The 24,656-nt window shown below is 53.8% G+C and carries 25 protein-coding genes; 15 read left to right on the top strand and 10 right to left on the bottom strand.

Annotated elements, in window-relative coordinates:
* Positions 1-8: 8 nt before the first annotated feature.
* Entirely contained in the window at positions 9-560 is a 552-nt protein-coding gene (locus BS29_RS01910) for a penta-EF hand family protein (RefSeq protein WP_229955486.1), read from the bottom strand.
* A gap of 251 nt (positions 561-811) precedes the next feature.
* Between BS29_RS01910 and BS29_RS01905 the strand changes: the two genes are divergently transcribed.
* On the top strand, positions 812-1,939 hold the full coding sequence (locus tag BS29_RS01905) for a sensor histidine kinase (RefSeq protein WP_229955484.1): 1,128 nt from the start codon (positions 812-814) through the stop codon (positions 1,937-1,939).
* Positions 1,940-1,941: 2 nt separating this feature from the next.
* Positions 1,942-2,709 carry a LytR/AlgR family response regulator transcription factor gene (locus BS29_RS01900; RefSeq protein ID WP_229955482.1) on the top strand — a complete coding sequence of 256 codons (768 nt, stop codon included), beginning with the start codon at positions 1,942-1,944 and terminating at the stop codon, positions 2,707-2,709.
* A gap of 158 nt (positions 2,710-2,867) precedes the next feature.
* Here BS29_RS01900 and BS29_RS01895 read toward each other — a convergent pair whose 3' ends face one another.
* On the bottom strand, positions 2,868-3,224 hold the full coding sequence (locus BS29_RS01895) for a UrcA family protein (protein WP_229955480.1): 357 nt from the start codon (positions 3,222-3,224) through the stop codon (positions 2,868-2,870).
* A 357-nt stretch (positions 3,225-3,581) separates the two neighbouring features.
* Positions 3,582-4,580 carry a sulfur carrier protein ThiS gene (gene thiS / locus BS29_RS01890; protein ID WP_229955478.1) on the bottom strand — a complete coding sequence of 333 codons (999 nt, stop codon included), beginning with the start codon at positions 4,578-4,580 and terminating at the stop codon, positions 3,582-3,584.
* A 193-nt stretch (positions 4,581-4,773) separates the two neighbouring features.
* On the opposite strand from thiS, the gene BS29_RS01885 reads away from it, so the two are divergent.
* The 7 genes from BS29_RS01885 to BS29_RS01855 all read left to right on the top strand — a co-directional run bounded on the left by BS29_RS01885 (position 4,774) and on the right by BS29_RS01855 (position 12,538).
* Positions 4,774-5,157, top strand: a complete 384-nt coding sequence (locus BS29_RS01885) for a type II 3-dehydroquinate dehydratase (protein WP_229956918.1) — start codon at positions 4,774-4,776, stop codon at positions 5,155-5,157.
* Between the two features lie 32 nt (positions 5,158-5,189).
* Positions 5,190-5,681: an acetyl-CoA carboxylase biotin carboxyl carrier protein gene (accB, locus tag BS29_RS01880; protein ID WP_229955476.1), complete on the top strand. Its 492-nt coding sequence runs from the start codon at positions 5,190-5,192 to the stop codon at positions 5,679-5,681.
* Positions 5,682-5,695: 14 nt separating this feature from the next.
* Positions 5,696-7,048: an acetyl-CoA carboxylase biotin carboxylase subunit gene (gene accC, locus BS29_RS01875; RefSeq protein ID WP_229955474.1), complete on the top strand. Its 1,353-nt coding sequence runs from the start codon at positions 5,696-5,698 to the stop codon at positions 7,046-7,048.
* A 146-nt stretch (positions 7,049-7,194) separates the two neighbouring features.
* Entirely contained in the window at positions 7,195-8,400 is a 1,206-nt protein-coding gene (locus BS29_RS01870; protein ID WP_229955472.1) for an RcnB family protein, read from the top strand.
* Positions 8,401-8,536: 136 nt separating this feature from the next.
* Positions 8,537-9,832: a metal-dependent hydrolase family protein gene (locus BS29_RS01865; RefSeq protein WP_326838488.1), complete on the top strand. Its 1,296-nt coding sequence runs from the start codon at positions 8,537-8,539 to the stop codon at positions 9,830-9,832.
* Positions 9,833-9,840: 8 nt separating this feature from the next.
* Entirely contained in the window at positions 9,841-10,542 is a 702-nt protein-coding gene (locus BS29_RS01860; RefSeq protein WP_229955470.1) for a prolyl hydroxylase family protein, read from the top strand.
* A 160-nt stretch (positions 10,543-10,702) separates the two neighbouring features.
* Entirely contained in the window at positions 10,703-12,538 is a 1,836-nt protein-coding gene (locus BS29_RS01855; protein ID WP_229955468.1) for a DUF885 domain-containing protein, read from the top strand.
* A gap of 87 nt (positions 12,539-12,625) precedes the next feature.
* Here BS29_RS01855 and BS29_RS01850 read toward each other — a convergent pair whose 3' ends face one another.
* On the bottom strand, positions 12,626-13,297 hold the full coding sequence (locus BS29_RS01850) for a hydrolase (RefSeq protein WP_229955466.1): 672 nt from the start codon (positions 13,295-13,297) through the stop codon (positions 12,626-12,628).
* Positions 13,298-13,434: 137 nt separating this feature from the next.
* On the opposite strand from BS29_RS01850, the gene BS29_RS01845 reads away from it, so the two are divergent.
* Entirely contained in the window at positions 13,435-14,340 is a 906-nt protein-coding gene (locus tag BS29_RS01845) for a LysR family transcriptional regulator (protein WP_229955464.1), read from the top strand.
* A gap of 263 nt (positions 14,341-14,603) precedes the next feature.
* Positions 14,604-15,956, top strand: coding sequence for a hypothetical protein (locus tag BS29_RS01840; RefSeq protein WP_229955462.1), 1,353 nt, complete (start codon positions 14,604-14,606; stop codon positions 15,954-15,956).
* A 12-nt stretch (positions 15,957-15,968) separates the two neighbouring features.
* On the opposite strand, the gene BS29_RS01835 is transcribed toward BS29_RS01840, so the two are convergent.
* Together BS29_RS01835 and BS29_RS01830 are read right to left on the bottom strand one after the other, a co-directional pair.
* Positions 15,969-16,442: a MarR family winged helix-turn-helix transcriptional regulator gene (locus BS29_RS01835; RefSeq protein WP_229955460.1), complete on the bottom strand. Its 474-nt coding sequence runs from the start codon at positions 16,440-16,442 to the stop codon at positions 15,969-15,971.
* An 8-nt stretch (positions 16,443-16,450) separates the two neighbouring features.
* Positions 16,451-17,614, bottom strand: a complete 1,164-nt coding sequence (locus tag BS29_RS01830; RefSeq protein ID WP_229955454.1) for an Acg family FMN-binding oxidoreductase — start codon at positions 17,612-17,614, stop codon at positions 16,451-16,453.
* 382 nt (positions 17,615-17,996) lie between these two features.
* Between BS29_RS01830 and BS29_RS01825 the strand changes: the two genes are divergently transcribed.
* Complete coding sequence (locus BS29_RS01825; protein WP_229955452.1) at positions 17,997-18,290, top strand: hypothetical protein; 294 nt, start codon at positions 17,997-17,999, stop codon at positions 18,288-18,290.
* A 55-nt stretch (positions 18,291-18,345) separates the two neighbouring features.
* Here BS29_RS01825 and BS29_RS01820 read toward each other — a convergent pair whose 3' ends face one another.
* Positions 18,346-18,702, bottom strand: coding sequence for a hypothetical protein (locus BS29_RS01820; RefSeq protein ID WP_229955450.1), 357 nt, complete (start codon positions 18,700-18,702; stop codon positions 18,346-18,348).
* A 233-nt stretch (positions 18,703-18,935) separates the two neighbouring features.
* Here BS29_RS01820 and argE point away from each other — a divergent pair, with 233 nt between their 5' ends.
* The gene (gene argE, locus BS29_RS01815; RefSeq protein WP_229955448.1) at positions 18,936-20,099 is read left to right on the top strand and encodes an acetylornithine deacetylase; all 1,164 of its coding nucleotides are present in this window, start codon (positions 18,936-18,938) and stop codon (positions 20,097-20,099) included.
* A gap of 4 nt (positions 20,100-20,103) precedes the next feature.
* Positions 20,104-20,910: an SDR family oxidoreductase gene (locus BS29_RS01810; protein WP_229955445.1), complete on the top strand. Its 807-nt coding sequence runs from the start codon at positions 20,104-20,106 to the stop codon at positions 20,908-20,910.
* Here BS29_RS01810 and BS29_RS01805 read toward each other — a convergent pair.
* Positions 20,907-21,707: an NTP transferase domain-containing protein gene (locus tag BS29_RS01805; protein WP_229955442.1), complete on the bottom strand. Its 801-nt coding sequence runs from the start codon at positions 21,705-21,707 to the stop codon at positions 20,907-20,909. The two genes, BS29_RS01810 and BS29_RS01805, sit on opposite strands and share 4 nt — an antisense overlap.
* 18 nt (positions 21,708-21,725) lie before the next feature.
* Positions 21,726-22,745 carry a D-alanine--D-alanine ligase family protein gene (locus BS29_RS01800; protein ID WP_229955439.1) on the bottom strand — a complete coding sequence of 340 codons (1,020 nt, stop codon included), beginning with the start codon at positions 22,743-22,745 and terminating at the stop codon, positions 21,726-21,728.
* 149 nt (positions 22,746-22,894) lie between these two features.
* Here BS29_RS01800 and BS29_RS01795 point away from each other — a divergent pair, with 149 nt between their 5' ends.
* A complete protein-coding gene (locus BS29_RS01795) occupies positions 22,895-23,965 on the top strand; it encodes a fatty acid desaturase family protein (RefSeq protein ID WP_229955438.1) in 1,071 nt (356 codons plus the stop codon).
* Here the strand turns inward: BS29_RS01795 and BS29_RS01790 are convergent.
* Positions 23,962-24,642 (bottom strand): cupin domain-containing protein, encoded by a 681-nt coding sequence (locus BS29_RS01790; RefSeq protein ID WP_229955436.1) that lies wholly within the window; start codon positions 24,640-24,642, stop codon positions 23,962-23,964. The genes BS29_RS01795 and BS29_RS01790 overlap by 4 nt on opposite strands.
* Positions 24,643-24,656 lie beyond the last annotated feature (14 nt).

Below are 24,656 nucleotides of genomic sequence, written 5' to 3'. Positions count from 1 at the left end.
AAAGACGCCTAGTGCGCGGCCTTATTCATATCGACTTTTTCCACCCATTCTGGGAAGAAGCTCGGCTCGCGCGTAGACCAGCCAGGTGCCGTCGCAGCCGCTTCGCTGATCGATTGCAGCAGGCCTTTGCGTGTCTTGGGGTGCAGATGCGGTAGCGACGCGGCGGCGCAGAAACTTCCGGGCAGCCAGGGACGCGCATCGGGACCAAGCAAACGCTCATAGAGAAAACGATAGGCAGAAAAGCTGGCTATGCGACCCTGGCCCAGATCATAAGCGGACAAAGAGATTAACGCCGGCATGAAGCCTTCAATACTGTCAATTGCACAATCCTGAGGAATGGCTTTGCGAATATCGGCCAGCCTTTTGTAGAGTTTCATCTGTACTTTGATACCGGCTTCCTCAACCGCATCACGCGACCAGGTTTCGATGGCATCGGAGCGATCGAGCCCGACATCAAGCGAACGGCGAATATAGCGCTGGGTCGCCGAACCAAAGCTGGCAAATTCCTTCATTTCCGAAAGCGTCAAGGCTCCTGGTACTGACTGCGTTGCTCTGGTCATCGTAACTCCTACTCTGGAACAGTGTCTGTCCCCACGCGAGTCACTTGACCAAAACATGGTTAGGATTTGATTAATCATAACGCAGATGCGGCGTTTTTTGTTTCCAACCAGTTCAAATATTTTGAAAATTACATGTTTGCAGCCGAAAGTTTCGACCAACGGCAACCCTGTTTCGACCGGACACGATTCCGATAGAGACAATTGATACCATTTTATCCTAAGCTCCAATGTAATAAGAAATTAGGCGCTTAATGAGAAAATTCGACATCGGAAATCACAAACCATCTGTGGGGCAGCAGGTTGCTATCCTGTCGATCCTTGGTTTTTGGTTGTTTTACGTAATCATCATCACCTTGCGAGCGGCGGTTAGTGACTGGCCGGCTCAGGAAGAACTGGCCATCCGCCGGGTAGTTGTTACGCTGTTCGGCATCGTCATTACCTATATGCTCTACCGGTTACTCAGACTTTTTGAGGATAAGGCGCTTTCAACCCGGATCATCACCGCTTTTGCCGGGGCTATTCCCTGCGCCATCGCGATTGCTGCTTTCAACTATTATATGTTCAATATCTATGATCCGCAAAGCCTGTTTGACGAAGCGCATGTGGAAAAAATGCGCCAATTTGTCGAAGAAGAAAATTATGCAATGAAAGCTCTTGTTGAAGACAGCATTTCGCGGTTCTTCTTCATGATCAGCTGGGCCTCGCTCTACCTGACGCTTAGCTATGCCAGCGAAGTTCGCACCGTCGAGCGCAAGGCCGCACGCTTTGCGCAAGCTGCACAGGATGCCGAGCTGCGCAGCCTGCGCTATCAGGTCAACCCGCATTTCCTGTTTAACACGCTCAACAGCCTCAGCACTCTGGTGATGCGCAGCCAGCCGGAAGAGGCAGAGGAGATGATCCTTAACCTGTCAAAATTTTACCGCACCAGTCTGTCCGGTGATCCTTTGGAAGATGTTGCGCTATCCGAGGAAGTGCATCTGCAAAATCTCTATCTGGATATTGAAGCGGTACGCTTTCCCAAGCGGCTCAAGACCGAAACAGATATACCCGACGAGTTGATGGATGTGTTGGTGCCGGGGCTTATTCTGCAACCGCTAGTGGAAAATGCAATTAAGCATGGCGTTGCCCATAGCAAACGCCCCGTGACAATCAGTATCAGCGCACGAACGGCGGGCGATTTTCTGAAGCTCACCGTTGCTGATGATGGCGATGCGCAACCGCAGAACAAATCCAGTGCGCATAATAATGGTATTGGCCTGGCCAATGTGCGCGACCGGCTGGAGACTAGATTTGGCTCGCAGGCCAAGCTAAGAACATCCCACCCTGAAACTGGCGGGTTCATCGCGGAACTGACTATGCCCCTCTTAGCGGATATCTGACAATGGCTGACGAAACAGCAACAGGTCCAGCACAGCTCAAGACGTTGATCGTCGATGACGAACCGCTGGCGATTGAACGCCTACAGCTATTATGCGCCAGACAGGAACATATTAACCTGGTCGGCACCGCAAGCGATGGCGAAGCCGCGATACGCCTGACCGAGCAGCTTGAACCAGATCTTCTGCTGCTCGATATTGCAATGCCCGGGATGACCGGGCTCGAAGTCGCGAAAAATCTGACTGGCCTAAAGAAAGCGCCGGCAATTATTTTCGTGACGGCATTCGACAAGTTTGCAGTGGAAGCTTTTGGCGTTGCCGCCATTGATTATGTCCTGAAGCCGGTTGAAACAGCGCGGCTGACGCTCGCTATCTCCCGCGTGCTGGAACGCAAGACGGATCAACTACAGGCTCCTGCTGAAGAATCGCCCTGGGCCGAAGAATTCTGGGTGCCTTATAAATCAGAACTGCGCCGGATTGCCGCATCGGAAATCAATCGGATCGAGGCTGAGCGTGACTATATGCGATTGCACGTCGGCGGCGAGCAGGGCGGCACCAGCTATTTGCTGCACCAGACAATTACCGGTCTGGAAGGACGGCTCAACCCGGAGAAATTTATCCGCCTGCACCGCTCTCATCTGGTTCGGCGCGATTGGATCAGCGGCCTGCGCCATGATGGCGGTGGTATCTGGATTGCCTGTCTGAAATGCGGCACGGAAATTCGCATCGGCCGGACGCATTTGGCCGAAGCCAAGAAGCTGGCTGGGCGATAAGTCCGTTTCCCTGCACTCATTCTCTGACGCTACCCCTTGATATATGATAGATAAAAATAAACCCCGGTGTAAGGGCACCGGGGTTGGTAGGTAGTTTGGCCAAATAGGGGCCGCTTAATTGGGGTTCGCGGCTCTTGGGTTACTTTACGTGATGGCTATTAATTGCCGCCGATTACCACTGTGCTGGTGCCGAGCGTTCCTGCCTCTGCTCTGGCGATCAGCTGCACCTTGGCCCGTTTGGCTGACATTTTGGCTTCCTGAACACATCCTTTGTGATCAGCCATATCTCTCAGGCTTTTGCTGTTATATCCGCCGCATACTTGACGCACGGCTCCCTTAATACGGCCGTCCAGTGTTTCCTGACCATCAGCGCTGGTCAGATCCAGATCGGCATAGCTGACTTCGACTGTCCGCGTGATGCGGCTCTGGGCACTCGCGCTGGCGGCAAAACCGGTTACAGTTACGGCGATGGCTGCAGCGGCACATAGGCCTTTGCTCAAAATAGAATTTTTCATAGGTACACTCCTCACTCATATTTCAGGGAAGCGCTGGCATTGGGGGGACCAGACTACCCTTTGGGGTTATGAGTGCGGGAGCAGATGTTTCGACCAGCTCGGGGAAGAGCTTTTGACTTATGCTGCTGCTCCCGCCTCGCATTCTTAGATACGGGAAGGCGGTGCGGCGAGCATCTCAAAGTCGATAAACAGCCATTTGGCTCGTCGAACAGCAAAAAGCTTCGACCAACGACATCGGGGCGTCGATCAAAGTAAAACTATGTAACTTTTGTTACTATTCAGATAGTTACAGATTCAACCGAATCAGGGTGTATTATGAGCCTAAATCGGCTCGATTCGATCAATTCGGCCCGAATTCTATATTAGCCCCGAAAGCGGGCTCGATGGATCAGCATACATCCTGCGCCCCATCCGGCCGGATAGATAGGCTTCCCGCCCGGCCTCCACGGCCAGCTTCATGGCACGCGCCATCCGCACGGGCTCCTTGGCCTCGGCAATGGCCGTGTTCATCAGCACACCGTCACAGCCCAGCTCCATCGCGACGGCGGCATCACTCGCCGTACCAACACCGGCATCGACCAGCACAGGAACGCTGGCGCCCTCGACAATCAAACGGATCGTTACGCGGTTTTGAATGCCCAGCCCGGAGCCTATCGGCGCGCCCAAGGGCATGATCGCGACTGCACCAGCATCTTCCAGTTGTTTCGCAGCAATCGGATCGTCGACGCAATAGACCATTGGCTTAAAGCCTTCCTTGGCAAGTATTTCCGTCGCTTCCAAAGTTTCGCGCATATTAGGATAAAGCGTTTTCGCTTCACCAAGCACTTCGAGCTTTACCAAGTCCCAACCACCCGCTTCGCGCGCCAGCCGTAAGGTACGGATCGCGTCATCGGCATTAAAGCAGCCTGCCGTGTTGGGCAGATAAGTGACCTTCTTGGGATCAATAAAATCTGTCAGCATCGGCTGGTTGCGGTCCATCACATTCACCCGCCGCACCGCCACGGTAACAATCTCCGCACCCGCCGCCTCAACCGCAGCGGCATTTTCTTCAAAGTCCTTATATTTGCCGGTTCCGACAATCAGGCGCGATTTGAAATTTTGACCGGCAACGCTCCAGCCGTCATTGGCTTTGACATCGCCTGCATGATCGCCGCCGCCAACGAAGTGGACTATCTCCAGTTGATCGCCGTCTTCGACCATGACATCGCCCAATGTCGAACGGGTCACAATTTCACGGTTGCGCTCCACCGCGACCTTCTCTGGCTCCAGATCCAGCGACCGCACCAGATCCGCCACAGTCATCCCGCTTGCGATACTTCTGTTGTCGCCGTTTAGTTGGATTGAAATTTCCGACATTACCAATGTTTCCATTTGTTTGATCTCGCTTTTCGGAATCGAGCCCTATAAAGAGGCCATATAAACAGCTAAGCAGTGCCGCAACCAAAAGCGCGATATGGGGGACATTATATTGCCAAAAAATGTAAGCACGGGAAAGAGCACCAACAAGACCATCTTTGTCCTGAACGGTCCCAACCTCAATCTGCTGGGGATGCGGGAACCGGAAATTTATGGTTCCGATACGCTCGATGATATTGCCGGGCGGCTAGAGGATCAATCCCATCAGCTTGGTCTGGAAGTCGATATTCGTCAGAGCAATCATGAAGGTCATCTGGTTGATTGGCTGCATGAAGCCGCAGCGGATGCAGCGCAGGCGGTGATCCTGAATGCCGGCGCGCTGACCCACACATCCATTGCGCTGCACGACGCGGTTAAGGCGATAGATGTACCGGTCATTGAGGTGCATTTGTCTAATCCGGCGGCGCGGGAAGAATTTCGGCATAAGAGTTTGATTGCACCGGTTGCAAAAGGAACTATTTGCGGCTTTGGTGCATTGGGCTATCAGTTGGCGCTCGACGCCGCGTCAAAATTTTAGGCATAGTTTTAATTTCAAAATGGGAACCAGAAATGGCCGCAAAAAAAGACAGTAATGGCAGCATGAATGTGGACCTCGACGTGGTCCGGGAGCTTGCCGGAATATTGGATGGCGCTGGCCTCAGCGAAATTGAAGTGGAAGATGGTGACCGGAAAATCCGTGTGACCCGCGGTGGCGGCGGAGCCCCTGCTCCGGTTCATGCTGTGGCTGCTCCGGCTGCGATGCCAACTCCTGCGGCAGCGCCGGCTGCCGAAGCAGCACCAGCTGCCGCCGCCCCTGCCGATGATCATGCAGGCGCACAAAAATCGCCGATGGTCGGCACCGCCTATTTGGCACCTGATCCGGATGCTGCCAATTTTGTCAGCGTCGGTGACAAGGTCGCGGAGGGTGACACTTTGCTGATCGTGGAAGCGATGAAAGTGATGAACCCGATTGCTGCGGAAAGCGCCGGCACGGTCAAAGCGATATTGGTCGAAAACGGTCAACCGGTCGAATTTGACCAGCCGCTCGTCGTGATTGCGTAGATGAGACGCGGCGCATGACCATCAACAAAATCCTGATCGCCAATCGCGGCGAAATCGCGCTTCGTATCTTGCGTGCCGCCCGGGAGCTCGGCATCGAAACGGTGGCCGTACACAGCACCGCCGATGAAGACGCCATGCATGTCCGGCTGGCCCATGAAGCTATCTGCATCGGACCGCCATCTGCCACCGACAGCTATCTCAGCATACCGGCGATCATTTCCGCAGCGGAGATTAGCGGCGCGGATGCGATCCACCCCGGCTATGGCTTCCTGTCCGAAAACGCGCATTTCGCCGAAGTGGTTGAAGCGCATGACATAAAATGGATCGGCCCCAAGCCGGAACATATCAAGGTCATGGGCGACAAGGTTGCGGCCAAAAAGACAGCGGGTGATCTCGGCATTCCGCTGGTTCCCGGTTCCGATGGCGCGGTGAGTGACATAGATGTGGCCAAGCAGGTAGCGGCTGAGGTCGGCTATCCGGTAATCATCAAGGCCGCATCAGGCGGCGGCGGACGCGGCATGAAGGTCGTCAATGACGAGGCCGAGCTGGAAACCCAGATGCAACAGGCCGGTACCGAAGCCAAAGCGGCCTTTGGTGACGCGACAGTTTATATTGAAAAATATCTTGGGGATCCGCGGCATATTGAATTTCAGGTCTTTGGCGACGGCCGCGGCAATGCCATTCATCTCGGCGAGCGCGACTGTTCCTTGCAACGCCGCCATCAGAAAGTGCTCGAGGAAGCACCGTCACCGGTGATCAGTGAAGAACAACGCGAAGAAATGGGCAAGGTCTGTGTGGATGCCATGAAGGGCATGGGCTATCGCGGCGCGGGCACGATTGAGTTTCTCTACGAAAATGGCGAGTTTTACTTCATCGAGATGAATACACGCCTGCAAGTTGAACATCCCGTGACCGAAATGATCACCGGCTTTGACCTGGTCCGGGAACAGATCCGCATTGCCGATGGTCGTGATCTTTCCGTTAAACAGGAAGAGCTTGAATTTAACGGTCATGCCATTGAATGCCGGATCAATGCCGAAAATCCGAAAACCTTTGCACCCTCCCCCGGAAAGGTGACCAGCTATCATGCCCCCGGCGGTATGCACGTCCGCGTCGACAGCGGGCTTTACGCCGGATATTCGATCCCGCCTTATTATGACAGCATGATTGCCAAGCTGATCGTCTATGGCCGGACGCGGGATGGCTGCATGATGCGACTCGCCCGCGCGCTGGATGAATTTGTCGTCGAAGGTGTGGAAACCACAATCCCGCTACATCAGAAGCTGGTTTATGATGAAGGCTTTCAGTCCGGCGAATATACGATCAAATGGCTCGAAGAATGGCTGGAGAAAGATGACGACGCCTAGTTTTGCGTCGTGAAAGGCCATTTTTTGTTCAGATAAGTCGATTATTTCCTGAACATTACGACGAAGTTCAGCTATCTGACAGGGTTAACAGGCTATGACTTGTTTCATAAATGCGGCAAGCAGAGTCGCATAGTGAGGAGTAGCCTATGCGACTATTTTTTGTAACCGGCCTAATGGCAGCCACCATGTTGACGCCTGCGACGGCCTCCGCCGCCGATCTTGCCACCAACTTGAATCAGAACACGCGCGGCGTTGCTCCGATAGTCATTGACAATGGTCTATCCGGCAATACCGCTTTTCAGCGTGATGGTCGCGGGGAGCGCCGCGCCAATCGTGGGGAACGCCGCGGAAATCGCGAGACCAGAAGGGCCAATCGCGGCAATCGGGAAGCGCGCAGAGCAAATCGCGGCAATCGCGATGCCCGCCGGGCCGCCCGCGCCGAAAATCGCAACAATCGCGGACGCGCTAACATATTGACCGATGGCGACCGCGCCGAAATGCGGCAGCAGCGCCGGACCAATCGCCAGCGTAATGGCAATGTGGATCGTGGTTTTTCCAACAGCCGCGCTGATGTCGGTCGTGCAAATCGCCAGGCACGGCGGGATAGGGACAGCCGTGCAGAACGGCGCGCCATCCGCCGTGGTGATAGAAACAGAGACGGCCGCGTAGACCGCCGCTTTGATCGCAATCGTGACGGGCGTATTGATCGCCGCTTTGACCGGAACAATAACGGCCGCGTCGATCGCAGGGTTGACCGCAATCGCGATGGCCGGATTGATCGCCGCTTCCGCGAAAACCGCCGCGCCGCCGCGCGAGGTGATCGGAACAGGGACGGCCGTGTGGACCGCCGCTGGGACCGCAACCGTGACGGCCGGATAGACCGCCGCTTCGATCGCAACAATAACGGCCGCGTCGACCGGCGCTGGGACCGCAATCGCGATGGCCGGATAGACCGTCGCTACCGGGATGGTCGCCGCTATGGTTATCGCGAAGGCCGCCGTGACTATCGCCGGGGTTACCGTGATGCACGGCGTGACTATCGCAAATGGAGCCGCAGCTGGCGCAACGACCGGCGCTATGACTGGAAGCGGTACCGGAAATATAACCGCCACTATTATCGCCCCGGCCGCTATTACTCGCCCTACCGGGATCATAGATATCGGCGATGGAATATCGGGATCTATCTGGGATCAGCCTTCTACGGATCGCGTTACTGGATAAACGATCCCTGGCGCTACCGCCTGCCACCGGCTTATGGAGGCTATCGCTGGATCCGTTATTATGATGATGTACTCTTGATCGATACATATGACGGCCGGGTGGTCGATGTGATCTACGACTTTTTCTGGTAAGTCACACAGTAAAAACCGGTTTTCCTCAGCCAGGGCCTGCAATCAGCAATGATTGCAGGCCTTGTCTTATATTTCCCTTGAAACCGCCCGCCGCTCGTCGCACACAGGGCTAAATAATATAGGGGACGATCGAGATATGATCCGGCATTTGATTGCGACTATGGCACTGTGCATTGCCGCTCCGGTTTTGGCTGCAGACGAGCAAGCCATGGATCCGGTTACCATCATCAAAGTCGGAAATTTGATCGCTGATCCGGGCAAGGGTGCTTCGGGCCCAGCGACCATCACCGTCGTTGGCGGGAAGATTATTGATGTAAGTGACGGTAACACCGCGCCATCTGCACCTGAAGAACATGTCACTATAATCGATATGTCCAACAAGACGGTGATGCCCGGCATGATCGATCTGCACGTGCACCTGACTGGTGACCCCGGCGGTGATTTTTGGAAACGGGCCACCGAACCGACCGAATGGGGTGTCGTTGTTGGTGCCAAAAACGCGCTGCTGACTGCAAAGGCCGGCTTTACCACTGTGCGCGAGGCGGGCTCTTCACAATATTCCGCTTTCTCGCTGCGCAAGGGAACGGCACAGGGCCTCATTCCCGGACCACGCATCATTGCTGCCGGTCCCGCGCTGGCGATTGTTGGCGGCCATGGAGATACAACCGGCTTCACAGAAGAGATTAATGATACATTGGCAAGCGGCTATAGCTGCACCGGCGCCGTCGAATGTGCGGAGAAGGTCCGCAAAGCCTCCCGCGCAGGCTCTGATATCATCAAGATTACCGCGACCGGCGGGGTATTGTCCCAACAGGGCCGGGGCCTCGAAGCGCATTTTACTAACTCAGAAATGGAAGCCATTGCGGACACCGCCCATTCGCTGGGATTGAAAGTCATGGCCCATGCCCATGGCGCACGCGGTATTGAAGCAGCGGCACGCGCTGGCATTGACACGATTGACCATGGCACTTTTGCCGATGAACCAGCACTCAAGGCGATGAAGGCCAATGGCACTGCGCTCGTCCCCACATTAATGGCCTTTCAGGGCGTCAGCGAAGGCCTCGGCAAGGGCGTTTATACACCAATCGTGGAGAATAAAATCCGCGAGACGCTAGGCCGTGTTGGCAAGGCCGTGGCCATGGCAAAAGAAATGGGTGTGCCGGTTGCATTCGGCACCGATGCCGGCGTGTTTGACCATGGCCGCAATGCAGAAGAATTTGCGCTGATGGTACGCCATGGCCTGACCCCGCGGGAAGCGGTTATAAGTGCAACTACCCTGGCTGCCGAAGTGCTGGGTATGGAAGGACAAATCGGTCGTATTGCCGATGGCTATTCGGCGGATCTGATCGCTTTTGATGGTAATCCGCTGGAGGATGTGACCGTGCTCGAAGACATTGACTGGGTCATGGTGCGCGGACGAATTATTGACTGACAGATATCATGACAAAGCCAATCCTCAAAACAAAGGCAACCAAATATAACAGCCCCAAACGCATGGTTGAGCTGAGCCAGCGGGTTACGGACAAGTTAAATGCCCATCCCCAGGTACAATGGCTGGAAAGCCCGCATGCACAGCTTTTTGTGCATCAGAATTTCCTGTCCGATGCCGATTGCGCCTTGTTGATAGACATGATTGAGGCCGACTCGACACCATCGGACCTTTATGAAACGATCAAGACGGAAGGCTTTCGAACCAGCTATAGCTGCAACGTCAAGATTGACGATCCGGATATCCAGCGGATCGAAAAGTCCATTTGTGATCTTATGGGATTGGACAATGATCACAGCGAAGTGCTGCAGGGCCAGCGCTATCTAGTGGGTCAGCAGTTTAAAAACCATCATGACTATTTTCACGAGACCGAAGAATATTGGAAGAAAGAGGAAACCAATGGCGGACAGCGCAGCTGGACGGCCATGGTCTATCTCAACGAACCAGAAGAAGGCGGCGCAACGGCTTTCCCGCAGCTCCAATATCAAGTGGAACCGCGTAAAGGCATGCTGCTGATGTGGAACAATATGGGGCCGGATGGCCGGCCCAATCTCAACACGCTGCATGCCGGAACACCCGTTGTCAAAGGCACCAAATATATCATCACCAAATGGTTCCGCCTCAATCGCTGGCATGGACGATCGTTCCAATAAAGTAGTGGAATAGGCATTGCTTTGACGCCGCTGGACAACAAGCGACGTCTCATCACTGACCAACGACACATGCCCTTCGACGAACGACATTGGCAATCGTTGCAGGTGAAACCAAGGCGTGTTAGCCATGCATAACAGCTTTTAAAACTAGGGAAACATCATGATCAACAAGACTCTTACCTTGCTCGCTGGCGCCAGCTTGCTGACCACGGCTTCGGTCGCAAATGCCCATAGCCTGTTTGCAACCAACGCGGCGTCTGTCCAAGAAGGAACCGAGAAGGCACCCGAAAATGAGGGCGAGAAGCTCAAGGCCCTGTTCGCAAAAAGCGATGAAGACAGTTTGAAACGCAATCCGATTGGCGCGCTATTCCGCGGTGACGAGCGCTATGCCGACCGTCTGGGTGACTATATTAGCGATGAGTATTTCGCCACTGAACTGGCTGCTGAAGAAAGCGAGCTGGCCGCATTAATGGCCATTGATCGCACCAAACTCAGCGTGACCGACAAGATTGCCTATGATGTGTTCATGCGGGACAAGAAACAGTCGATCAAGGGCATGTCCAAAGAGATTATGGACCTCAGCGTTGTGCGCCCGCTCAATCACTTTAGCGGCTTTCACACCTTTTACCCAACCTTTGCGTCCGGCAAAGGCGCAGCTCCGTTTAAGACGGTCAAAAATTACGAAGATAATCTGAAACGTCATGGAGAGTTTATCACACTGATTGACCGTTCGGTGGGCCGGTTCCGTCAGGGCATGGACAGCGGCGTGGTTGAAACCAAGCTGACCGTCGGCAATGTGATCGAACAGCTTGCCACCCAAATCGGGTTGGGCCTTGATGGTAGCCCGTTCATGGCGCCCACCAAAGCTTTCCCTGAAGACTTTAGTGAAGCAGACAAAACTCGTCTCACCGCAGAATATGAAGCGATGACGAAAAAGATTTTCGCCTCCTATCAAACGATGCATGACTTCCTGAAAAACGAATATCTGCCCGTAGCCCGCGAAGGCGTTGGCTTGTCCTACATGAAGGGCGGCGATGTGATGTACAAGCATCTCATCGAGGGCACGACAACCTTGCCGCTGGAAGCTGACTATATACACAAGCTTGGCGTCAGCGAAGTCGCCCGGATCAAAACCGAGATGGAAGCGATTAAGGATGAAGTGGGCTTCAAGGGCACGTTGTCCGAATTCTTCACCCATTTGCGCACAGACCCCAAATTCCATCCGGAATCCCGTGAGGCGCTGACACAGGGCTATTATGACCTCGGCAAAGAAGTCGACAAAGTTATTGCGACTCAGTTCAAGGTTTTGCCAAAGTCACCTCTGGAAATTCGTCCCTATGATGAATCGATTGAAAAATTTCAGGCTGGCGGCTCTTACCAGAGCGGAACCCCTGACGGTTCGCGACCAGGCGTCTTCTATTTCAACGCCTATGACCTGCCATCACGCAATACGTCCGGCATGACGACGCTTTATCTGCATGAAGGCGCACCAGGTCATCATTTCCAAATCTCCTTGGCACAGGAAAATGAAGACCTGCCCAATTTCATGCGCTTTGGCGGCAACACCGCCTTTGTTGAAGGCTGGGCACTCTATTCCGAAAAACTGGGTTTCCCAATGGGCATGTTCGACGACCCCTATCAGCGTTTCGGCCACCTCGATGACGAGATGCTCCGCGCGATGCGGCTTGTCGTTGACACCGGTCTGCACAGCAAGCAATGGACGCGCGAACAAGCCATCCAATATATGCTGGATAACAGCAGCATGGGCGAGACCGATGCCACAGCCGAAGTCGAGCGCTATATCGCGATCCCTTCTCAGGCATTGGCCTATAAAATCGGTGCATTGACCATCCAGCGGCTGAAGAAAAAGGCGCAGGATAGCCTGGGTGAAAAATTTGATCCGCGCGAATTCCATGATCAAGTGCTGAACACTGGTGCCTTGCCGATGACGGTGCTGGAGAAGAAGATTGACGACTGGATCGCCACGCAGAGCTAAGGGTTCGCTTAGCCCTCAGTCTTAAAAAGTTTAGGCGCTCGACAGCATTTTACTGGCTGCCGAGCGCCTTTTTGATTCTGGTAATCATTATTGAATCGGTGGTTTACCCGTCAATCCGATCCCATTGGCGACTTCATCGGCATGCTCGGCGGTCGCGAGAAAATTGTTCATCGCGGCATAATATTGCGGCATGTGGTGGGCGAGAAGCGTGCCAATATGAGCGCCGTTAACCTGCGTGTTGGCGCATAGTTCAGCAAGAACGGCCACCCAAGTTGTGACGATCGCTCCCGCGGCAGCAAGGCGCTGCGTCGTGATCTCGGTAATCTCCTTGTTGAAATCGGCACAGGCATCAATGACAACATAAACTTCATAGCCTTCCCGCAGCGCGGAAATCGCAGGGAATGCCGCGCATACTTCAGTTGCAAGACCAGAAATGACCAGCTTTTTGCGTCCGGTCGCCTCTACCGCTTTCCGTGAAGTTTCGTCATTCCAGAAATTCACAAAGGGTCGATCGATAATATCGACATCCGGAAACACTTCAACCAGCTCCGGCATCGTTGGGCCGTTGGGGCCAAGCGGCCAACTTGTTCCCATGATAACCGGGATATCAAATGCCTTGGCCGTCTTCGCTTGGCCAAGAATATTATTCTTGAGCTGCAGCGGTTCCATTGAGGTGAGAAACTGAAACAGGCCGACTTGATGATCAATCATGAGAAAGGCACAATTGTCGGGGGTGAGTTCGGAAGTTGGAAGAGTCATTTTGAATATTCTCCATTTCGTGATTTGATCAACACTGGTTATCGGTCACTAAAGCCCTATATCCACTGGGTAATATTGACCCTCAGACGGCGGGAAATCCATGAACAGATTTAGATCGCAGCATTGTTGAAACCGGTATGATCATCGCGGAAATCATCGACGCCCAGGTGCTGATCGCGCTTGAGCGGCACTTGAACTTCAAGGCGGCAGCAGCATCATTACATATGCCTGCAGCATCCTTCAGTCGGCGCTTGCAGAAGATGGAGGAAAGAGCAGGTGTAAAGCTTTTCACTCGGAGCAGCCGGTCAGTGAATACAACCGACGCCGTTCTTGCGATTCTAGACCATGCCCAGCGGATGGTCGAGGAAGCAGAGAGCGTGGAAACAATTCTGGCACGCACATCGGAAAGGGTGGCCGGAGACTTGAAAGTTACTGCTCCGACAATCTTGGGTCAGGCTTTGCTGGCTCCTGCCATCGGATCATTTCTTCTGGCCTATCCCGAGGTCAATCTCAGCATCGACTTATCTGATAGAGCGGTGGATTTCATTGCCGAAGGATATGATGTCGGCCTGCGCGTTGGCCCCTCACAGGACGAAAGCCTGATCTCCAAAAATGTCGGCATGGTAACAGCGAGCCTTTATGCTTCAGATGACACGCTGCGCAGTCTGGGACCGATAGAAGATATCTACGCGCTTTGCGACAAGCCCTTGGCGCTTCTCCATCATGGCATGCGCAGCGCGCCATCGCTGATCCTCTCCGACCAAGCAGGCGAAAATCACACAATCGATCTTAAGCCGCGATTAATCGCAATGAATCCATGGCTGCTAATGGCTGTAGCGAGGTCTGAAACGATGATCGCGGTTCTGCCGGACATATTGGTGGACCGGTCAGCAGATCCCTCCCCTCTTCAACGGATTTTACCAGACTATTATGCGCGGTCCGTTGCCGTTTCCATAACATTCCCATCTCGCAAGCTGATCGCACCCCATGTGCGCGCCTTCATAGATTTCATGAGCGAAGAGCTGTCTGGCCTGGGGCACTGATACTCTTAACAATTCGACTCAATTAGCCTTCAAACAAAAGTCCTTGTTGCTCCGTTAATCAACTCTGATTACAATATTATCTAGTATAGGGGCAGTTTTATATGTTACGATTTCTTAGTTTAATTTGTTTTTCCTTAGCATTGCTGGCGCCAGCTCAAGCCGCCTGGCACGAAGCGAGCAGCGATCATTTTTTGATCTATTCGAATCAAAAAGAAAAGGATGTCAGGACCTTTGCCGAAAGGCTGGAGCGCTATCACGACTCCATGCGATTTCTATTTAATCGTCCGGCAACCAAACCAAGCCCGTCCAATCGGGTTACCATCTATGTGGTTAAAAATCTCGGCGACGTTCGCGATCTGTACGGCGGCGAAAATAAATTTGTTGCCGGTTTCTACATCCCGCGTGCGGGCGGCTCTATGGCGATTGTCGCAAAGGTAAAAAGCTCTCGCAGAGAAATGTCGCAATCTGAGCTTATCTTGCTGCACGAATATGCGCATCACTTCTTGATTGGATCTGCAGCCCGTGCCTATCCACGTTGGCTTTCCGAGGGTTTTGCAGAATTTTATGGAACGGCAAAATTCGGAAGCGATGGAAGCGTAAGTCTGGGCCTGCCGTCTAAAGGGCGCGCTTATGAACTGGCGCTTGCAAAAACGGTTCCTATTACGCTCCTATTGGACACCAAGGCTTATGCAGCAGACAAGTCGAAACGCTATGACTCCTTCTACGGCCAAAGCTGGGCGCTTTATCATATGCTGCATTTCTCGGAGGAGCGAAAAGGCCAATTGCCCAACTATTTGAGGCAGCTGGCTAAAGGTGCTGAAGAGATCGATGCCGCCAAAGCCGCCTTTGGCGATCTCAAAGAGCTGAATAGCGATCTCAATCGCTATCTGCGCCAACGCAAGATAACAACCTATCGCATACCGCCTGAATATTTGAATGTCGGTTCAATCAATATGCGTCGATTGCGTGCTGGCGAAGCCGCAATGATGCCAGTTCTGATCCAGTCCAAACGCGGGGTAACAGAAGAACAAGCAGCCGAATTACTACTGGACGCGCGGAAGATTGCTGGCGCACATCCAACGGATCCCGCAGTACTCGCAGCGTTGGCAGAAGCAGAATATGATGCTGGAAACGACGCAGAGGCTATCGCCGCGGCAGAAGGGGCTCTGGCGATTAATCCCAACGAGACCAATGCCTATATTCAAAAAGGCTATGCGCTCGCGCGGATGGCACCTGACGCTGAAAATGAGGCCGCCGCTTGGAAAAAAATGCGCCGCCAATTCGTGAAGCTCAACAAAATAGAAAATGACCACCCCATTCCGCTGATCCAGTTTTATCGTAGCTATCGAGAGCAAGGCATCAATCCGCCGGTTATAGCCGTCGATGGTCTGGCACGAGCATTGGAATTGGCACCCTATGACAACGGCTTGCGCTGGATGATGGCCAATGAATTCATGGAACAGAAAAAATATGATTGGGCGGCACATACGCTAGGCCCGCTGGCTTATAGTCCCCACGTTTCGGAGTTTACGGATAATGCGCTGGCCATGCTGAAAGAAGCTGAAGCTAAGGCTCTTGAAGCAAAAAATGAAAAGGAAGCAGCAGTGGGTTCGTGATCTAAATCTGTTTTAACTCCTCAGTTTATCAAGAAACACCCGGATACGGTTTAGCGGCGGCAGTAAAGCTTCCCATTCGGTTTCGGCAAAATTCTGCCTGAAAATTTGAGCGATAGGTACCAGTGCTGCCACCGCGTCATTTCTGCACTGCGTGCCAGATGCAGTCACGGCAACCCGCCTTATCCGGCGATCATTTGGGTCATGGATCAGTTCAACCAAGCCCTTGTCTTCCAGCTTGCGCACTGTCGATGACATAGTTGGCTGAGCCACCTGCATCGCGCTGGCCAGTTCGCTGATAGTTTCCTGCACGTCCAAGCGCAAAAGATGGTTGAGCACCGAAAATTGCGCCACCGTCATGCCCTTGGGCAAATGGGACTGAAACAGGTTATCGGCTAACTGATTAATGATGCCGATTTCGGTCATCACCGCAAATTCAATCGGGTCACCTTCCAATCCTGCGGACTTCGCTTTTATATCATCGGCCATAATTCCCCCTAAACGTTCAGGAGGAGCGTTTCCACCGGCCATCTGGGTGATGGCTCTGGTGCAGCAGCATAGCCGAGGCGGAAAAAGCCCTGAACTCTGGCCGGTGCGGCTACTGCCAGATAGTCGTGATATTGATCATAAAGATCGGCCATTTCGGGAAATTCCTGCAAAATCTGGCTGACCGGATGCATGGCCAGACCCAAGGCGGTGGCGGCCTGATTAACTCTTACCCAGGCGGCGCCTGACTGCAATTGTGTTGTCCTGCTGTTATCCGGCGAGATCAACCAGCCAAAGCTGCTCGTACTGTCCAGCATCTCCTTATACATGGAGATACCGGATTCATAAGCAGTCGACCCCTTTGTTGCTAGCTCTTCGCGCGACACGATACCGCCCAGTCGCAACGCTTCCATCATCGGTCCGCTTATATCAATACCGTCCGGGTTCGCATTGACCTCGGCCGCCCCGATCCGCATCAAGTCAACGCTCTCTTTCTGGGTGCGCGCCACATCATATTCCACCGACCACGCTTTCCAGTTCAGCTCTTTCAGCTTTTCAACTTGCTCGACATCGCTGGTCGTGATCAGCGATGGCGTCAATTCCGCTTGGCCGGCAAAAGCCATCGACTGGAGTTTGGCAAATATCGCGTCATCAACACTGCGCGGGGCGAAGGCTTCTTTGGTGCTGCGCCTATTCAATATCGTGCTGAATAGCGGATCGCGTGCAACCGATGGATCCTGAACCAACTTTATCGATGCAATCGGACGGCTATCGAGCACCGGTTCAGGCTCACCTTCCGGGAAGGGTGAAATTTCAGCGCGATAGCCTTTTTCAGCCGCCGCCTGCCGGAATAATTCCAAAAAAGCGCCAAACCCAATGGTAATCTGACGATTGGGCGGGTCGGTATGCGGCAGGCGTTTGTCCAGATCGCAATAGACGATGAAACCATCATCGCCCTCCAGTCGCACCTGCCATGGCTGACGATTATGCGGATTGGGAGCCAATATGGCATAGGCCAGCGCATCAAGTCGTGGATCACCAAAACCTTTTGCAGCCTGTTTCCAGGGCTGCTGTGCCTTGGCGATGGAGCGTGTTCCGACATAAGCGCCGAAACCTCCTCCAAGCAGCAGTAACGACGCGCCACCGGTCACTAAAATCTGTCTGCGCGAAACCATATTCGAACCTCCATACTTATCTATTTAATAGGTATCTATGTATTTTTTAAACCAATGTCAAATCAGCAGCTCATGAAATTATGCGCATATCTTGCTGGGGAAATTACCCAGTTCCCCGAAATTATGATTCAATTCGTCTGGCGTTAAGGGCAGTACAACCGTCTTGACTATCATCTCGGTGTCAAAAATCTGTAAGGGACCAATGTCGTTCAAGACCAGCTTGGAACTGGCTTTGCGCCCTGTCCAAACGGCTCTGAATGATCTGAAAAGTCGAAGGAGTGGTAACCGGTTGTTAACACTTTTTTAACTTTTTCGTTTAATAAAGGTTAACGCAATCAAAGCGAGTGGGGCATACTTAATTTGATCTGGTCTGCGATAGAAAATGACTTCTGCTTACTCCCCCGAAGCGAACTTATCCGAGACAGAACGCTATGTTCTCGGATCGCTCAACCAAGCCTGGCCATCGGCTTCAACCATGACTCCAGATGTCATCGAGTCAGAGGATAATGGCCGCAATCCAGCGCTTTTCGTGGATACTGTCCAAACGTTAAGCGACAATGGCATGATCCTTTATGAAGCGTTCCTGACAGGTGCAGCGTCCGGCCCTCGTTTTCTTGACACGATGATCACTGCGCGCGGCAAGGCGGCTTTGCAATCGACTGATATCGACGCCTGAACGTAACCAGGTGGCCAAATTGGCTCTCTTTAAAAGTTAACGAATATATTAACGTCTAAGCGTGAATAACCGCAGAGGCGATGGCTGTAATATGTTTCAATGTCCCCAGCTCCTGATCGCTGAGGTCTCTGGCTTCATCGCCAGCGCAGGCGACCATGCCGATTGTCGAGCCGTCACCGTTTCTCAGTGGAACCGACGCATATAATCCGAGATGCTGTGTCATTGCAGTACGCGGGCTGCCCAATTGTGCGATATCAATATTGGGATTCCGGGCTGCCCAGTCCTCATCGCAAGCCACAGTTGTGTGCCTCACCGGACCGGCCGTACCCTGTCCATCTTCGCCATCAGAATCATATAATGTAATCGTCGCCACTGGTGTCGAGAGCAATCTCGCCGCCAGATTTGCTAACAATTCCAAGTCCTTTTCAACTGAAATAACTCTGCTCATACCCGATTTAGAACCTTTTATCTCAGCGTGCTTTACCCACGAACCTTAAAGATTTGATTAACCATAGATGAACACGCTTTACCCAGATTCTCCTCACACTCCAAATGCCTCTATGTAACATGCTGTAAAGCAGCTGAAAGATAAAGCATTTTTGTAAGAAAGTTTCATTCCCGATAACGCACGTTTATGTGAACCTTATGACAAATCCCCTATTTCGTTCATCTTTAGCGATTCTCGATTCGCTAATTTCTTTCGATACAACCTCACGCAACAGCAATCTGGAACTGATCGCGTGGGTTGAGGATTATCTTACTCAACATGGGGTCAGCGCTACCCGGGTCACGAATGACGATGGGTCCAAGGCCAATCTCTTTGCAACCATGGGCCCAAATATCGAAGGTGGTATCATCTTGTCCGGTCACAGCGATGTTGTTCCGGTGGATGGGCAGGACTGGTCGAGCGATCCTTTTGTAGTGACCGAGCGTGAGGGCCTGCTCCATGGGCGCGGGACCTGTGACATGAAGGGCTTTATCGCGCTGGCTCTGGCGGCGGTCCCGTTGCTGAAAGATGGCAAACGTCCGGTCCATCTTGCGATCAGTTATGACGAGGAAGTCGGTTGCCTGGGTGCGCCGGCGATGATCGAGAAGATGGTCGCTGCCCTACCCCAGCCTGCATTGGCCGTTATTGGCGAACCGACCATGATGAAGGTCGTCACCGGCCATAAGGGTATTTGCGTCCATGAGGTGGAAGTGCTGGGCCATGAAGCGCATAGCAGCCTGACCCATCTTGGCATCTCCGCCAACATGGTCGCGATTGAATTGATGCATGACCTTGCCGATCTTTCGCGCGAGTTGTGGGAAAATGCCGATCCTGACTCTCCGTTCACGCCCCCGCATGCAACGCTGACCATTGGTCAGATGGAGGGCGGTACCGCTGCCAATATACTGGCGCGGCGCGCGCATTTCGTCTTTGATTTGCGCTGCCCGCCCGATGTTGATCCGGACGAGATTCTGAAACCGTTCAAAGAGAAAGCGGCAGCTCTTGATGAGCAGCTGCGAGGCACTTTCCCGGGAACGGGCGTTCGCGTGGAGCAATTATCCAATGCGCCGCCGCTTGGTTCCTCTGGTTCAGAGGATGCCGAAGCCTTTGTCCGCAGGCTGACCGGTGATAACAGTCCAGCCGGAGCCGTTTCTTACGCAGCCGAAGCGGGGCAATTCCAGCAAGCCGGTTTCCCGACCGTGATTTGCGGACCCGGATCAATCGAGCAGGCGCATCAGCCCAATGAATATATCAGCCTGGATCAATTCACCCGCGGTGCTGAATTCATGCTAAGATTGGCGGAAGAACTGCAACAGGAGTAAGCGCATGAGCAAGTTGTCGCGCTATGCTGGTCGCACTGCCATGGTGACCGGCGCCGGAGATGGTATAGGCAAGATGCTGGCGATCAAGCTGGCCGAAGCGGGCATGACGGTTTGCGTTCAGGATATCCGTGAAGAGGCGGCAGCCGCTGTGGCGCTTGAAATTGGCGGCGGCGCCTTTTCTATGTGCTTTGACATAAGTGATCGGGACGCGGTTGCTGCGGCAGCCGAGCGTTTCGGTAGCGATCATGGCGACCTTGCGATGTTATGGATCAATGCCGGCGTTGGGGTCGGCGCGTCGATATTGGAGGGGAAGCCGAATCAGGTACGATGGGCCTATGATGTCAATGTGCTCGGCGCGGTCTGGACAGCCCAGTGCTTTGTGCCCTTGCTGAAAGGTGATCCACGCCATGTCGGGATTACCGCTTCGACAGCAGCGCTGCGTGCTCCCGAAGGCGATTTCCCGCTATATGCTGCCACCAAACATGGAACCATGGCGGTTGCCGAGGCCTTGCGCGGAGAGCTCGCGGCGAAGGATATCGAAACGACAATCTTGTGCCCCGGATTACTCAACACGGAAATTTGGGACGGCGCGAAAGCACGACCCGAACGTTTTGGCGGGGAGCGCCGCATGGACCCGAAGATTGCCGGGATGTGGCGAGAGGCCAAATCGCCCGATGCGATGTGGCCTAATATAAAAAGGGTCATGGCAGCGGGCGGCGGGACGTTGGTATGTGCGACAGACGATGGCGACACCCGTTCCGCCATGCGTCAGCGGATTGGCACTATAGAAAGTGGCCTTGTGGAGATCTAGTCCGCCGTCTGACCGAGTAGACCGGAAACTATCCGGTAGGACCGTTCATTATCGACATCAATTGCGTTACGACCATCCGGCAGCACCACCGGCGTTATCGTTAACCCGATACGCTTGGATATTCGTGCCATCGCACTCGGCAAACTGATCCAGCCGGAACGCAGCAACAGCAAGTTGATCAGGCCAAAGCTCTCAATAATTCGCCCTGCTTTTTTGGCAAATTGTCCGCCGCCCCGAAATATCTCCGCCGCGCTCAGGGCTTCATGCCCGGACAGACCATAAAGGTTGCAGTTGGAATAATGATCATCTGAAAATTTGTAAAAGCGGCGCTGACCATCGGGATGCGTTTTTAGCACTGCGGATTTCGGAGCCATGGCAAGCGCAACATCGGCATCGCCCGTCAATATCGCTATCATTGCATCAATCGCATCAGAGGTGAGCAGCGCATTGTCCGCAGTGGTAATAATCGTTGGGCCATCAGACAGTTGGGTCATTGCTTCCAAAACACTATCTGCCAGATTATCAGCTGATGCCGTGCATTCTATCCCACCGCCAGCATCGTTCAGATAATCAACCAGCGGGTGCATCTCCGCAAAGGCCGATGGCTCAATCGAGATCCGGACAGCACCTACCGCCGGATGCCGAGATGCCGTTTCCAGCACATGAACGATAAGCGGCTTGCCTGCGATCGGGATCAGGCATTTATGCGACACTTCATGCGCAATGGCCAAAGGATCAACCTTGCCAGGACGCTGCGCCGCCAGGATGATCATATTTACAGTAACCGGTTTGGTCATGTCAGCGGGAACCTTGCATCACGCAGCAAGCGTGGTTCGGTCCGGCAGAACACCCTGACGCCACATACTCTCGATCAATATCGTTTCAACCAACTCCGCGTGGGTCCAGCCCATTTGCCTTGACACCCAACCAAAGGTTTTTTGGGACCACAGGTTGCAGTTGAGATTTGTCTCGAGGAAAATCATCTCGCCGGTCTCCGGATTGATACGAAACTCAAATCGGCCATAGTCGAAGGGATGAAACACTTGCGCCATTTGCCGCGTCAACTGGCCAATGCGACTGGTCCATTCAGGATCATCAAACAAAATCATCTCATAGTCGCCGCCCTGATCGGTCAGGTCACGCTTTTCCGCATAGCTCCGCAGCCGCGTCGGATCAGCCTGCCGGTTCATGAACATCGGGCACAGGACTGGATCACCAGCCGACAGCATCATGGGCACTTCGATATCATGACCATCGAGAAAAGGCTCGACAATCGCATCATGACCCTCGTCATGAATGTCGGCCACGGCCTTTGCAATGCCGTGCCAGTCACTGGCATCACGCACGCCCCAGCTGGCCGAGGAGGCGTTTGGTTTGACCACCATCCGTTCCGTCATCGGGCAGTCAGCCTCAAGAACCGGAGCACCGCGGCGATAAATCGCCCAGGGTGCCATAGGCAATCCCCGCGCTTTTCCTTCAAGCTTGGTCAGATGTTTGTCGTCCGACAGACCGCGCAAAATCGGCGAAGCACCAAGAAACGGAACATCCAGGCGCGTACACAGCAGTGGCAGCAGCATCTCGCTGTTCAGGAAACCGCCGCGGTTGAGCAGCGGGAATAGGAAATCGCATTCCGGGTCATCAAACAGTGCTTCATAGCTATCAGCCAGTGACAGCTGGACCCCCATATTTTCAAGCATCGCGCGAATTTCGCGATGGTAAATTGCGTGATTGCCATCCTCATGGTGCAGGCCATCACCCGCAAAAACATGCTTGGCGACCAGAAGCACATGGATATTCGCCCTGATGTCAGGCGGAATCGATGCCCTCCGCGGCACTGCGAATCTATCATTAACCCGAACCATGCCGCTAAAAGTGACAGGAGGTTGTTACGCCTTCACGACAGCCAGATGTATTTTCCGTTACGGAATAGGCCGCTTGACACCTCGACTACAAAAACTGGATTTTTGGCGGAAATTAGCCTATTATGACGACTATGCCAGCCGTTAAAGCCGCCCGACCGACAGATGTTTTTACCCGCGATGATTGGGCGCGGCTGACGACTATTTCGCCTTCCCGGGGGCTCTGGCTGATATTGCATGGATGGTTCGTGGCCGCATTGGCGGCAGGCGGGACCGCCCTGTTATGGGAATGGCACTGGCTGGCCGGAATCATTGCTGCGCCATTGGCCATCGCAATCGTCGGCGGACGGCAATTGGGTCTGTCAATTTTGATGCATGAAGGCGCACATGGCCTGCTTCATCCCAATCGCAAAATCAATAATTTCGCCGGTCAATGGCTGACTGGTGCAGCGACGGGAAGTGACCTGCATAGCTACCGCGCCTATCACCTCACCCATCACAAATATACGCAGCAGCCAGAAGATCCAGATCTTGCGCTGTCCAAACCCTTCCCGACAACGCCAGCGAGCATGAAACGCAAAGTCATTCGTGATTTGACCGGGCAGACATTCCTGAAACAGCGCGGCGGTCAATTGGTCGCGGCATGGCTGGGGCTGAAGGCAATGCTGAGGGGATCACCTTCGGCCGATGGCAACAGCAAGCGCGATACGTCTGCTGGCACAGCGTTTAATCGGAGCGGCGCTGCTGGTGTCTCTGCTCCGGTCACAAATTTGGACGGAGCCGTGCGCACCACAAAAACGGTTGGTCGCTTTCTGCTGATCCAACTGATTGTGCTGATGGTCAGCCTGCTTACGCTGGGCATTATCCCGTTCCTGATCTGGATCATCGCACTCGCCACAACCTTTCAGCTGGTTTTACGCATCCGTAATATTGCCGAGCATGCCTGCACGACCACTGGCAGTGAAGATCCGTTCACCCATGCCCGCACCACCTATGCGAACCTGTGGGAACGCACGACGGTCGCGCCCTATTGGGTGAACTATCATAGTGAGCATCACCTATTCATGGGTGTGCCCTGCTATAATCTGCCAAAGGCGCATGCCCTGCTATTGGCAGAAGGCATGGACAAACGGATGACTATTGCCAGCAGCTATCGGGATGTCCTGAAACAGGTGACCCAACCCGCTGCAACCTAGGCGGCAAATTTTCCGAGCTTTTCGGGCGTCAAATGACCGGTTTTTGTCCAGGCCAAACAGCCCTCTTTGCTGAAAGGCGTGTGCGTCCATCCTGGCGGTGTGCGATCCCATGTGCCAGCGGGATAGTCGCCATGCTCGTCGGACAGGCTACCCTCCAGTATCAAGGTTTCACTGCCGCCATCATGGACATGCTCAGGATAGCTGCTGCCCGGTTCCCATCTGACGATCTTCACCTCTTCGCCTTCAAAGCGATGGAGCCACGCGAACTCAACACCCGGCGTACCGCTGTCTTCAAATTCCAGTGCATTGATATCCAGTGAGAAATGAGCCGTATCCGCCGGATCAAACTGGTGGAGTTTCACCAGGATGATGCAGCCATCCTGACTATGCGGCTTGTGCTTCGTGCCGATCGGATTGCGAACATAGGTGCCAGCCGGGAAGTCACCTTGTTCGTCGGAGAACACGCCCTCGACGACCAGGAACTCCTCACCACCACTATGAACGTGCGGATCAAAATAGCTGCCCGGTGCGTAGCGGACCAACGACGTTGCCCGCGCCACTTCTCCGCCGACCCGGTCGAGCATCTTGCGCTCGACGCCAGGCAGCGGAGAAGGCACCCATGTCATATCTTCCGGCCGCAGGATCACGGGTTTGTCAAAATCTGCGTTGATCCTCATAGCGAAGCCTCCAT

Source organism: Parasphingorhabdus litoris DSM 22379 (assembly GCF_020906275.1).
GTDB classification, from domain to species: Bacteria; Pseudomonadota; Alphaproteobacteria; order Sphingomonadales; family Sphingomonadaceae; genus Parasphingorhabdus; species Parasphingorhabdus litoris.
This window is presented reverse-complemented; position numbering and strand designations above follow the sequence as displayed.

Bases quoted from the DNA above. Each gene is read 5' to 3' on its own strand.
- BS29_RS01910 (WP_229955486.1), bottom strand. From the start codon at position 560: ATGACCAGAGCAACGCAGTCAGTACCAGGAGCCTTGACGCTTTCGGAA.
- BS29_RS01905 (WP_229955484.1), top strand. From the start codon at position 812: ATGAGAAAATTCGACATCGGAAATCACAAACCATCTGTGGGGCAGCAG.
- BS29_RS01900 (WP_229955482.1), top strand. From the start codon at position 1,942: ATGGCTGACGAAACAGCAACAGGTCCAGCACAGCTCAAGACGTTGATC.
- BS29_RS01895 (WP_229955480.1), bottom strand. From the start codon at position 3,224: ATGAAAAATTCTATTTTGAGCAAAGGCCTATGTGCCGCTGCAGCCATC.
- thiS (WP_229955478.1), bottom strand. From the start codon at position 4,580: ATGTCGGAAATTTCAATCCAACTAAACGGCGACAACAGAAGTATCGCA.
- BS29_RS01885 (WP_229956918.1), top strand. From the start codon at position 4,774: ATGCGGGAACCGGAAATTTATGGTTCCGATACGCTCGATGATATTGCC.
- accB (WP_229955476.1), top strand. From the start codon at position 5,190: ATGGCCGCAAAAAAAGACAGTAATGGCAGCATGAATGTGGACCTCGAC.
- accC (WP_229955474.1), top strand. From the start codon at position 5,696: ATGACCATCAACAAAATCCTGATCGCCAATCGCGGCGAAATCGCGCTT.
- BS29_RS01870 (WP_229955472.1), top strand. From the start codon at position 7,195: ATGCGACTATTTTTTGTAACCGGCCTAATGGCAGCCACCATGTTGACG.
- BS29_RS01865 (WP_326838488.1), top strand. From the start codon at position 8,537: ATGATCCGGCATTTGATTGCGACTATGGCACTGTGCATTGCCGCTCCG.
- BS29_RS01860 (WP_229955470.1), top strand. From the start codon at position 9,841: ATGACAAAGCCAATCCTCAAAACAAAGGCAACCAAATATAACAGCCCC.
- BS29_RS01855 (WP_229955468.1), top strand. From the start codon at position 10,703: ATGATCAACAAGACTCTTACCTTGCTCGCTGGCGCCAGCTTGCTGACC.
- BS29_RS01850 (WP_229955466.1), bottom strand. From the start codon at position 13,297: ATGACTCTTCCAACTTCCGAACTCACCCCCGACAATTGTGCCTTTCTC.
- BS29_RS01845 (WP_229955464.1), top strand. From the start codon at position 13,435: ATGATCATCGCGGAAATCATCGACGCCCAGGTGCTGATCGCGCTTGAG.
- BS29_RS01840 (WP_229955462.1), top strand. From the start codon at position 14,604: ATGCGATTTCTATTTAATCGTCCGGCAACCAAACCAAGCCCGTCCAAT.
- BS29_RS01835 (WP_229955460.1), bottom strand. From the start codon at position 16,442: ATGGCCGATGATATAAAAGCGAAGTCCGCAGGATTGGAAGGTGACCCG.
- BS29_RS01830 (WP_229955454.1), bottom strand. From the start codon at position 17,614: ATGGTTTCGCGCAGACAGATTTTAGTGACCGGTGGCGCGTCGTTACTG.
- BS29_RS01825 (WP_229955452.1), top strand. From the start codon at position 17,997: ATGACTTCTGCTTACTCCCCCGAAGCGAACTTATCCGAGACAGAACGC.
- argE (WP_229955448.1), top strand. From the start codon at position 18,936: ATGACAAATCCCCTATTTCGTTCATCTTTAGCGATTCTCGATTCGCTA.
- BS29_RS01810 (WP_229955445.1), top strand. From the start codon at position 20,104: ATGAGCAAGTTGTCGCGCTATGCTGGTCGCACTGCCATGGTGACCGGC.
- BS29_RS01805 (WP_229955442.1), bottom strand. From the start codon at position 21,707: ATGACCAAACCGGTTACTGTAAATATGATCATCCTGGCGGCGCAGCGT.
- BS29_RS01795 (WP_229955438.1), top strand. From the start codon at position 22,895: ATGACGACTATGCCAGCCGTTAAAGCCGCCCGACCGACAGATGTTTTT.
- BS29_RS01790 (WP_229955436.1), bottom strand. From the start codon at position 24,642: ATGAGGATCAACGCAGATTTTGACAAACCCGTGATCCTGCGGCCGGAA.